General features: G+C 71.1%; 6 protein-coding genes and 4 pseudogenes. 5 read left to right on the top strand and 5 right to left on the bottom strand.

The genetic code is table 11. The features are described 5' to 3' along the window. The 5 genes and pseudogenes from ACFWBD_RS16170 to ACFWBD_RS16150 form a co-directional block, all read right to left on the bottom strand. Nucleotides 1-1,466, bottom strand: a 1,466-nt coding sequence (locus ACFWBD_RS16170; protein WP_385667215.1) for a GAF domain-containing protein, incomplete at its 3' end; no start/stop codon positions are given. Nucleotides 1,467-1,709: 243 nt separating this feature from the next. After that, nucleotides 1,710-4,088 carry a phosphoketolase gene (locus tag ACFWBD_RS16165; RefSeq protein ID WP_385667214.1) on the bottom strand — a complete coding sequence of 793 codons (2,379 nt, stop codon included), beginning with the start codon at nucleotides 4,086-4,088 and terminating at the stop codon, nucleotides 1,710-1,712. A gap of 346 nt (nucleotides 4,089-4,434) precedes the next feature. Further along, nucleotides 4,435-4,681 (bottom strand): annotated as a pseudogene (locus ACFWBD_RS16160) (helix-turn-helix domain-containing protein); the annotation flags it as partial. A gap of 58 nt (nucleotides 4,682-4,739) precedes the next feature. Further along, the gene (locus ACFWBD_RS16155; RefSeq protein WP_385667213.1) at nucleotides 4,740-5,198 is read right to left on the bottom strand and encodes a universal stress protein; all 459 of its coding nucleotides are present in this window, start codon (nucleotides 5,196-5,198) and stop codon (nucleotides 4,740-4,742) included. A gap of 341 nt (nucleotides 5,199-5,539) precedes the next feature. After that, nucleotides 5,540-5,794: pseudogene (locus ACFWBD_RS16150) on the bottom strand (SMI1/KNR4 family protein); the annotation flags it as partial. An 88-nt stretch (nucleotides 5,795-5,882) separates the two neighbouring features. Here ACFWBD_RS16150 and ACFWBD_RS16145 point away from each other — a divergent pair. The 5 genes and pseudogenes from ACFWBD_RS16145 to ACFWBD_RS16125 form a co-directional block, all read left to right on the top strand. Continuing rightward, nucleotides 5,883-6,234 (top strand): annotated as a pseudogene (locus tag ACFWBD_RS16145) (short-chain fatty acyl-CoA regulator family protein); the annotation flags it as partial. A 394-nt stretch (nucleotides 6,235-6,628) separates the two neighbouring features. Further along, nucleotides 6,629-7,439 (top strand): annotated as a pseudogene (locus ACFWBD_RS16140) (transposase). Nucleotides 7,440-7,471: 32 nt separating this feature from the next. Beyond that, nucleotides 7,472-8,782 carry a 4-carboxymuconolactone decarboxylase gene (gene pcaC, locus ACFWBD_RS16135; protein ID WP_385667212.1) on the top strand — a complete coding sequence of 437 codons (1,311 nt, stop codon included), beginning with the start codon at nucleotides 7,472-7,474 and terminating at the stop codon, nucleotides 8,780-8,782. 43 nt (nucleotides 8,783-8,825) lie between these two features. Further along, nucleotides 8,826-9,461, top strand: coding sequence for an MBL fold metallo-hydrolase (locus ACFWBD_RS16130; protein WP_385667299.1), 636 nt, complete (start codon nucleotides 8,826-8,828; stop codon nucleotides 9,459-9,461). A gap of 39 nt (nucleotides 9,462-9,500) precedes the next feature. Beyond that, nucleotides 9,501-10,280 carry an exodeoxyribonuclease III gene (locus tag ACFWBD_RS16125; protein ID WP_385667211.1) on the top strand — a complete coding sequence of 260 codons (780 nt, stop codon included), beginning with the start codon at nucleotides 9,501-9,503 and terminating at the stop codon, nucleotides 10,278-10,280. Nucleotides 10,281-10,339 lie beyond the last annotated feature (59 nt).

The raw sequence follows: 10,339 nt of genomic DNA, 5'->3' as shown, positions 1-10,339 counted from the left end.
GGCGTTTGGTGGGTTTGGGGGCGGGGGACATGGGTCCCCCCCCCCCCCTCTTGGCGCGGGGGGGGGGTTAACCGGTTTGCGGGGGCCGGGCCTCCCCCCCCCCCGCCCCCCCGGCCGCGCAGGCCGTCGCTCTCCCGCCCGACCCCGCTGTGGGTGCGCAGTCCGAAGATCGTGGACCGGATGATCTTGATGGTGTCGTCGAGGTCGTCGACGGTCCGGGCCAGCCGCTCCATGCCCTCGGGGTGCTCCATGAAGCGCTGGGTGCTCTGCAGGGTCATGCCGGCTGCGAAGAGCCGCTGGATGGCGAGGTCATGGAGGTCGCGGGCGATGCGGTCACGGTCCTGGAGCAGCGTGAGCTGTTCCGCGTCCCGCCGTCGTTCGGCCAGTTCCAGGGCGAGCGCCGCCTGGTCGGCGAACCCGAGCAGCGGCCCGGTGTCCACGTCGCCGAACGGCGTTCCCGCCGGCACGCGTCCCAGCAACAGCACGCCCCGCGTCTTGCCGCCGGCGCCGAGCGGCACCGCGACCACGGGTCCGAGCCCGGCCCACTGGGCTTCGTCCTCGCCCGTGCGTGCGTCGTGCTCGATGTCGGCGCTGACCACCGGCTCCGCCGCGCCGAGTGCCGCTCCGACGAAACCGTCCCGCGCGGACAACACCAGAGCGCTGCGTTCCTCTCTGCCCAGACCGACCGCCAGGGCCGGCCGCAGTGTTTCCTCGCCCGGTACGTGTTCCGCGATCAGTCCCATGTCGGCGGAGACGATCTTCCGGGCCTCGTCGACGATCAGCTCCAGAACGTCCGCGCTCGGCGCACCGGTCAAAAGCATGCTGGTGACCTTGCCGCTGGCCCGCTGCCAGCGTTCGCGCAGCATGGTCTCCTCGTACAGCCGTGCGTTCTCGATGGCCACTCCGGCGGCCACCGCCAGCGTCGACAGGACGGACTCGTCCTCCACGTCGAATTCCCTGGCGCAGCGTTTCTCGGTGAGGTAGAGGTTCCCGAAGACCTCGTCGCGGACCCGGATCGGTACGCCGAGGAAGGAGTGCATCGGCGGGTGGTGCGCCGGGAAGCCGGCCGACGCCGGATGCTCGGACAACTCCGGCAGCCGCAGTGGCGACGGGTGCCGGATCAGCTCTCCGAGGAGCCCGTGCCCGCTGGGCAGCGTCCCGATCTGCGACCGTCCCTCTTCGCCGATGCCGACGGTCAGGAACTCGGACAGCTTCCGGTCACCGCCGATCACGCCCAGCGCCCCGTACTCGGCGTCCACCAGCACCACCGCGGCCTCGACGATGCTGCGCAGCACCTGTGGCAGGTCGAGCTCCCGCCCGACCGAGAGGACGGCCTCCAGCAGGCTGTGCAGGCGGTCCCGGGTCCCGCGCACCGCGTCGATGCGCACCTGCAGCTCGCCCAGCAGCTCATCGAGCCGCAGCTTGGGAACATGCTCCTCGGTACCGCCGCGTCGATCCTCGCTCATGACTTCCTCCGACCGACACGGCAGACAGGGCGGCTCGAACCAGTTCCCCTGTCTTCACCGTACTGTCCGGGGACCTCGCCATGGCCGTCGGACGGGCCGAGGTCAGCTTGGCACCTCGGTGGCGGGGACCGTTCCTTCGAGCACAGCGCCCGGTTCCACCGTGGCCCCGTTTGAGCCGGTCGGCACAGCCCCACTCGTTGTCGTACCGGCCGAAGACCTTGACCAGGGTTCCGTTCGCCCGGGTCAGGTCCAGGTCCAGTCGGTGACCTCGGGCAGGTCGGTGCCGTGTTCGCGGATCCAGGCGTGGTGGCGGGTGCGGGCGTCGGCCATCGACTGCCGTACGGCGGCTGCGCGGACGCCGAGCCCCGGCACCCGGTCGATGACGTCCATGACCAGCCGGTAGCGGTCCATGTCGTTGCGGACGACCATGTCGAACGGCGTGGTCGTGGTGCCCATCTCCTTGTAGCCGCGGACGTGCAGGTTGGCGTGGCCGGTGCGGCGGTAGGAGAGGCGGTGGATCAGCCAGGGATAGCCGTGGTAGGCGAAGATCACCGGTTTGTCCGAGGTGAACAGGCCGTCGTACTCGAAGTCGCCCATTCCGTGCGGGTGTTCATCGCCCGGCAGCAGCCGGGTCAGGTCGACGACGTTGACGACCCGGACGGCCAGTTCGGGCAGATGGCGCCGCAGCAGACCGGACGCGGCCAGGATCTCCAGCGTCGGTACGTCTCCCGCGCAGGCCAGGACGACGTCCGGTTCACCGCCGTTCTCGCTGCCGGCCCAGTCCCAGATCCCGGCGCCGCGGGCGCAGTGGGCGCGGGCCTCGTCCATGGACAGCCAGTCGAAACAGGGCTGCTTGCCCGCGACGACCACGTTGACGTAGTCACGGCTGCGCAGGACGTGATTTGCCACCGAGAGCAGGGTGTTGGCGTCCGGCGGCAGATAGACCCGCACGACCTCGGGGCTCTTGCTGAGGACGTGGTCGACGAACCCGGGGTCCTGGTGCGAGAAGCCGTTGTGGTCCTGACGCCAGACATGCGACGTCAGCAGGTAGTTGAGGGAAGCGATGGGCGCCCGCCACGCCAACTCCTTCGACGTCCTGAGCCACTTGATGTGCTGGTTGACCATCGAGTCGACGATGTGAACGAACGCCTCGTAGCAGGAGAACAGTCCGTGCCGGCCGGTGAGCAGGTAGCCCTCGAGCCAGCCCTGGCAGAGGTGTTCGGAGAGGATCTCCATGACCCGGCCGTGCCGGTCCAGGTCCTCGTCCACCTGGAGGGTCTGGGCCTGCCAGGCTTTGCCGCTGGCGTTGAAGACGGCTTCGAGCCGGTTGGACGCGGTCTCGTCCGGGCCCACCAGGCGGAAGTCGCGCCGTTCCGACGTGTCCCGCATGACCTGTTCGAGGAGGTTGCCGAGGACCCGGGTGGGCTCGTGCAGGGTGGCGCCCGGCTTGTCGACTGGGACGGCGAAACGGTCGAGGGAGGGCAGTGGCAGGTCACGTACGAGCAGGCCGCCGTTGGCGTGCGGGGTGGCGCCCAGCCGGCGGGTCCCCTCGGGGACACAGGCGAGGACGTCGGTGGCGGGCCGCCCGTCGGCGCCGAACAGTTCCTCGGGACGGTACGAGCGCAGCCAGGTCTCCAACTGCCGCAGGTGCTCCGGGTTCTCGCGTACGCCGGACAGCGGGACCTGGTGGGCGCGCCAGGTGCCCTCGACCGGGACTCCGTCGACCTCTGCGGGGCCCGTCCAGCCCTTCGGCGTACGCAGCACGATCACGGGCCAGCGCACGCGCTCGGTCGTGCCGTCCTCACGGGCCGTGCGCTGCCTCTCGGCGATGCGGTCCAGGGCCTGGTCGAAGGCGTCGGCCATGGCACGGTGGACCTGGTGCGGGTCGTCGCTGGTGACGTGGATCGGTTCGTGGCCGTAGCCGCGCAGCAGCTCGTCGAGTTCGGACTCCGGGAGGCGGGAGAGCACGGCCGGGTTGGCGATCTTGTAGCCGTTGAGGTGCAGGATCGGCAGGACCGCGCCGTCGTGCACCGGGTCGAGGAACTTGTTGGAGTGCCAGGACGCGGCCAGTGGCCCGGTCTCCGCCTCGCCGTCACCGATCACACAGGCGACCAGCAGGTCCGGGTTGTCGAAGGCGGCGCCGTACGCGTGCGCGAGCGAGTAGCCGAGCTCACCGCCCTCATGGATCGAGCCGGGCGTCTCCGGCGCGACATGGCTGGGCACTCCGCCGGGGAACGAGAACTGCCGGAAGAGCCGGTCCATGCCCGCCGCGTCGCGCGAGACGTCCGGGTAGGTCTCGCTGTAGCTGCCCTCCAGCCAGGAGCCCGCGAGTACGGCCGGCCCGCCGTGACCCGGCCCCCACACGCACAGCGCGTCGAGACCGCGCGCCTTGATCACGCGGTTGAGGTGCGTGTACACGAGGTTGAGGCCGGGCGAGGTGCCCCAGTGGCCGAGCAGTCGCGGCTTGATGTGCGCGGGCGTCAGGGGCTCGGTGAGCAACGGGTTGGCCAGCAGGTAGATCTGGCCCACGGCCAGGTAGTTGGCGGCCCGCCAGTGGGCGTCCAGGGCGCGCATTTCCTCGTCGGTCAGTACGGTGCTGTTCCGGTGTTCGACCTTGGGCACGGTGACTCCGTAAGTCGTCGAGGCGAGTCGGGCTCTGGCAAGGGGGCGCGAACCGAGTGCGCCCGCTCGTCGTGGTGTTCGAAGGGCCCCGCGTTCGAACGTGTCTCGGAGCACGTGCACCGCGCGTTGCGCTTCAGGGACAGGTCGAACGCCTTTGCCTCGTCGACCGCCCGTTCGGCGGCGGCGGCGCGGCTCTCGGGCGAGCCGCCGAGACCCACCGTGACGGTGCGGGACCTGGTCTCCGCCTCCTGAACCGGGATCACGGGATCCGACTCCAGCGTCGTGCCGATCGAGGCATAGATTTCCGTGCGTTCGACAGCGAGGTAATCCCCCTCGAACAGCGGCAGGGCAGGACCAGGAACGGTCCGAGGCGGGCGGGGCCGAGTTCGCGTGTCTGCCGCAACCGGCACACTCGGGCCTGTCGCCGGTGTAGTCCGGTGAGGTGTCGTCAGGGGTCGGCTGGGGTGGTCGTGCAGCTCCGCCTCGCCCGCTGCCCGTCGGCGGCGGATCCACCTGTGGGCCGTGGCACGGGAGATGCCCATCTCGGCCGAGACATGCGTGGCGGGGCCACCTGAGACTGTCAGGGCCAACACACCACGCGCGGTCGGTCGTCGTCCTCGTCCTCGACCGGCCGGCTTCGCGCCGCTCGGGTCACGGTTGGGGGACGACGACTACCGGGCACGGTGCGTGCTGCACGCAGTGCTGGCTGACCGAGCCGAGGAGGACGCCGGTGAAGGTGCCGTGGCCCCGGCTGCCCAGGACCAGAAGCCGTGCGTTGCGGCCCGCGTCCATCAGTACCTGCACGGGATGGCCCTCGGCCACGCGGATCGCCACCTCGGCCGGGTGATCCAGCTGATCGCGCACCGTGGCCACGGTTTCCTGCAGGGCTCGTTCGGCGGCCTTGGCGAACTCGCCTCCGTCGGGCATCGACGGGACCCAGCCATAGCTGTACCCGTACACCTCCGGGTACTGCCAGGCGGCGACCGCCTCGACGGCGCTGCCGCTCAACTCGGCCTGCGCCAGCGCCCACCTCAGCGCTGCCTGTGAGCAGGGCGAGCCGTCGACCCCTACGACGACGGGCCAGGGCTTCTCATCGGTGTGCTGGGCCATGGCGTTCTCCTGCCGGTCGGTTACGAACAGGGCCGGCTTGGGCGACGGGCAGCGCAGGCCGGCCCCCGGATTTCGATGGAGGTGCAGATGCGTACGTGCCGGCCGTCACCGGGATACCGGACGGACAGCTTCACGCTACGCACCCTCGCCGAACCCGCGGCCCGCCAACCGGCCCTACCTCCAGGGCCGCATGGCCCTCCCCGTCTGGCCCACCTGTATCCAGGCCGAGCCGAACGCGATGGGGGACCGGTCGGCCTCTGGCTGCGCCGCGGGCAGCGGGCCATGCTCGGAACACGGCATGAACGGCGGAGCCCGGCCGGGCCCGCCACCGTGGGCTCGAGGAAGTTCGCGTGCCGCTCGGGCGGCGCGGCCCGCCGGCTCGCCCACGTGTACACGGCCCACTCGCCGTCCTCGTCCACGTCCTCGGGATCCAGGAGGACGTGCGTGATGTCGGACTCGACGTCGAGCCGCAGCCCATGCCGACAGAGGTCCGCCTCCCGCCGCTCCTCGGGTCCCGCGTCCTCGTCCAGGTACTCCTCGAACACCACCGCGAGTCCTGACTCGTCGTGGTGCCAATGCGCGTCCTCGGTCCCCGCCGGTCGTGAACCGTCGGACGCCGCTTGGTCCATATACGGAGCGCGTGTCCGAGGCTTGCTCTGCATCGGGTGCGACGCTCGTGGCCTGGATGGACAGCGCCACTTGTGGTCCGCCCGGGCCGCCCCCGCGCTGGCCAGGGCGAACCCGGCAAGACCTTCACCGTCGGCCTCGGCTGCGAGATCCGCCATGCCCACCGGCTTCCACTCCGACGGCCCCGACCTCGGCCGCACCGCGGCCGCCACCTCTCATCGGGATGGGCCGCCGCGTCTGCCAACGTCTCGAGGGCCCACAGCGGGCGGCGCCGCTGCTCGGCCACCTACTGCAGATCGACCCGAACGCCGGCACCCTGGTGCCCTGCCCCGTGGCGCACACAGCCGTGGAGAAGCCGCACCGGTGTTGCGGCGGCCTGAACCGAAATGTCGGCCTGTGTGCCGCATAACGATCGGCCGGAGTCAGATCCGGGATGTTCTGGGAGCTGGGACTGAGCATGCTCAGTGTTTCCGGGTGGGGAAGCTGTGACGGGCGGGAGGATGGGCGGGTGCTGTCCCGGGTTCAGGGTCTGACTCATGACACTTTTGACCAGAGCGTCTGAATCACGCAGTGTCGGCCGTCGGCCGGGGATGGCGCGTTGTCGGTGCCGGGCTGGCGGGGTGTGTCCCGACAGGGGCCTGCCGATTGTCGTGGCGTCCTGACGATTCTGACCGCCCGACGCGGCCCGGTACCGGCAACGCGACGCGCCATGGGACCGGAAGGGGAACGGGCATGTCCAGTTCGACCATGTCCAGTACGCCGCGTGCTTCGCAGACCCGTCGTCGCCCGGTGGGGGAGGTGGTTTGGGAGTGGATACGCACCGGGATGCGCATGTGGCTGCGGTGCTCTCCGTGACGGGGACGGTGCTGACCACCGGCGAGTTCCCGGCCACCGCGGCGGGATACCGAGGTCTGCTGAAGTGGGCCAGGAAACGGGGAACGGTGAGGCGGGCCGGGGTGGAGGCGACCGGCTCCTACGGCGCGTCCCTGTCCCGCTATCTGCTGACCCAGGGCATAGACGTGACTGACGTGAACCGGATGGACCGGGCGGATCGCCGTCTGCGCGGCAGATCGGATCCGCTCGATCCCCGGAATGCGGCGCGAGCCGTATCGAGCGGACGGGCCCGCGCCCGGGCCGAAGCCACCCGGATCACGCTGAGTCTGCTGGCTCACCGGATCGGCCGGCTCTCCGCGCAGATCCGGGATGTGGACGCTCGTCCGGCCCGCCTCGTGGAATGTCATGCCCCGCAGCTGCTCGATGTGGTGGGGATCGGTCCGGACACGGCCGTCACGTTGCTCATCACGGTGGGGGACAACCCGGAACGCCTGGACAGCGAGGCGTCCTTCGCCGCGCTGTGCGGGGTCGGTCCCGTCGAGCGTTCCTCGGGACGCCGGCAGTTCCCTCGCCTCAACCGGTGGCGACCGGCAGGCCAATGCCGCGCTCCATCGCATCGTGTTCACCCGGCTGCGGGTCGACCCGCGCACTCAGGACTGCTCCGAGCGCCGCATCAAGGAGGGCGAGACCCGACGTGAAATCGTCCGTTGCCTCAAACGCTATGCGGCCCGGGAGGTCTTCCACCTGGTCAAACAGCTACAGCCAGGACCCCGCTCATAGGGGCTGTCGTGCCAGATGAGAGGCTCGGACGGGTGAGCGAGACACCACCGAACACCCTGCAATACCGCTTTGACGGGCCAGAAGACGCTCCCGTCCTGATCCTCGGTCCCTCACTGGGTACCACATGGCACATGTGGGACCGTCAGGTTCCCGAGCTGGCCCAGCAGTGGCGGATCTTCCGCTACGACCTGCCCGGCCACGGCGGCGCCCCGGCCTACCCGGTCGGCTCGGTCTCCGATCTGGCCGGGCGGCTGCTCGCCACCCTCGACGCGCTCGGTGTGCAGCGCTTCGGCTACGCGGGCTGCGCGTTCGGCGGCGCGGTCGGCGTGGAGCTGGCGCTGCGGCACCCGGAGCGGGTCGCCTCGCTCGCGCTGATCGCGGCCTCGCCGCGGTTCGGCACGGCCGACGAGTTCCGGCAGCGTGGCGTGATAGTCCGCACGAACGGCCTCGACCCCATCGCCCGCAGCTCGCCCGACCGCTGGTTCACCAGCGGCTTCGCGGCCGCACAGCCCGCGATCACCGAGTGGGCGGTGCAGATGGTGCGCACCACCGACCCCGGCTGCTACATAGCGGCCTGCGAGGCCCTCGCCGCCTTCGACGTGCGGGCCGAGATCGGTCTCGTCGGAGTGCCGACGCTGGTCCTCGTCGGCTCGGACGACCAGGTCACCGGCCCCGCCGAGGCGCGCACCCTGGTGGCCGGCATCCCCGACGCCCGGCTGGCCGTCGTACCGGGCGCCTCGCACCTGGTCCCGGTGGAGCAGCCCGCGGCCGTGACCGACCTGCTGGTCCGCCACTTCTCCACCGCCTGGCAGCCCGCCTACGAGTCCGCCACCGGGCAGACGGCCGTCCCGGGCATCCCCGTCAGGGCGGTCCTGACCGTGCCCCAGCAGGCTCCGCAGCCGGTGGCCATCGCGGAGATCGCGCCCGCCCCCGTCCTCGAACCGGTGCAGGTCATGGGCCGCCCCGATCCGTACGACGCCGGTCTCAAGGTGCGCCGGGAGGTCCTCGGCGACGCCCATGTCGACCGGGCGCTGTCGCAGGCGGACGACTTCTCCGGGGACTTCCAGGAGTTCATCACCCGCTACGCCTGGGGCGAGATCTGGGACCGGCCCGGTCTCGACCGCCGCTCCCGCTCCTGCGTCACGCTCACCGCGCTGGTCGCGGGCGGCCACCTGGAGGAGCTCGCCTTCCACATCCGCGCCGCGCTGCGCAACGGCCTGACCCCCGACGAGATCAAGGAGGTGCTGCTCCAGGCGGCCGTCTACTGCGGCGTACCGGCGGCGAACAGCGCGTTCAAGGTGGCGCAGCAGGTCATCCGGGAGGAGACCACCCCCACCGAGTGAGCCCCGCACGGGACGCGGGGGCAGGATGGATCTCATGACGGCTCTGAAACTCACCAAGAAGTCGCACGCGTGTGTCCGCCTGGAGAAGGACGGGCGCACGCTCGTCCTCGACCCCGGGGGATTCAGCGAGGCGGACGCCGCTGTCGGCGCGGACGCCATCCTGGTCACGCACGAGCATCCCGACCACTTCGACGAGCAGCGGCTGCGGGCGGCCCTGGAGGCCGACCCGGCCGTCAGGATCTGGACCCTGAGGTCCGTCGCGGAGAAGCTCTCCGCCGCGTTCCCCGGCCGGGTGCACACGGTCGGCCACGGCGACACGTTCACCGCCGCGGGTTTCGACGTCCAGGTCCACGGCGAGCTGCACGCCGTCATCCACCCCGACCTCCCGCGCGTCACCAACGTCGGCTTCCTCGTCGACGGGGGCCGCGTCTTCCACCCGGGAGACGCGCTCACCGTCCCCGAGCACCCGGTGGAGACGCTGCTGGCCCCGGTCCAGGCCCCCTGGAACAAGATCTCCGAGGTCATCGAGTACGTCCGCGAGGTCCGGCCGCAGCGCGTCTACGACATCCACGACGCCCTCCTCACCGACCTCGCCCGCCCGATCTACGACACCCACCTGGGCAACCTGGGCGGTGCCGACCACGGCCGGCTGGCGCCGGGGGCGTCCGCGGAGATCTGAGGGAGGGCGTTGTCGGACCCGCCGGGTAGGTTGTGGGGCATGCGTATCGCGACCTGGAACGTGAACTCGATCACCGCCCGCCTGCCGAGGCTGCTGGCCTGGCTGGAGAGCAGTGGCACCGATGTGCTGTGCCTCCAGGAGGCCAAGGTCGCCGAGGCGCAGTTCCCGCTCGACCAGCTGCGCGAACTGGGCTACGAGGCGGCGGTGCACGCCACGGGCCGGTGGAACGGCGTGGCGGTGATCTCGCGCGTCGGCCTGTCGGACGTCGTCAAGGGCCTGCCCGGCGATCCCGGCTACGACGGGGCGCAGGAGCCCCGCGCCGTCTCGGCGACCTGCGGCCCGGTCCGCGTCTGGTCGGTGTACGTGCCGAACGGCCGCGAGGTCGACCACCCGCACTACGCCTACAAGCTCCAGTGGTTCGAGGCGCTCAAGGCGGCCGTCGCGGGCGACGCGGCGGGCAGCCGCCCCTTCGCGGTGATGGGCGACTACAACGTGGCGCCGACCGACGACGACGTGCACGACGTGGCCGCCTTCGAGGGCCTCACCCATGTCACCCCGGCCGAGCGCGCCGCCCTGGCGTCGCTGCGCGAGGCCGGCCTGTCGGACGTCGTCCCGCGCCCCCTGAAGTACGACCACCCCTTCACGTACTGGGACTACCGCCAGCTCTGCTTCCCCAAGAACCGAGGCATGCGCATCGACCTGGTGTACGGCAACGAGCCGTTCGCCGGGGCCGTGAAGGACGCCTACGTCGACCGCGAGGAGCGCAAGGGCAAGGGCGCCTCGGACCACGCTCCGGTCGTGGTCGACCTCGAGGTGTAGCGGGAGCCGGGACCGACCGGCGACGTGGGACGCCCGTGACGCCCGTCGGGCCGGGCTTT

This window comes from Streptomyces sp. NPDC060002, from assembly GCF_042737245.1.
Lineage (GTDB): Bacteria > Actinomycetota > Actinomycetes > Streptomycetales > Streptomycetaceae > Streptomyces.
This window is presented reverse-complemented; position numbering and strand designations above follow the sequence as displayed.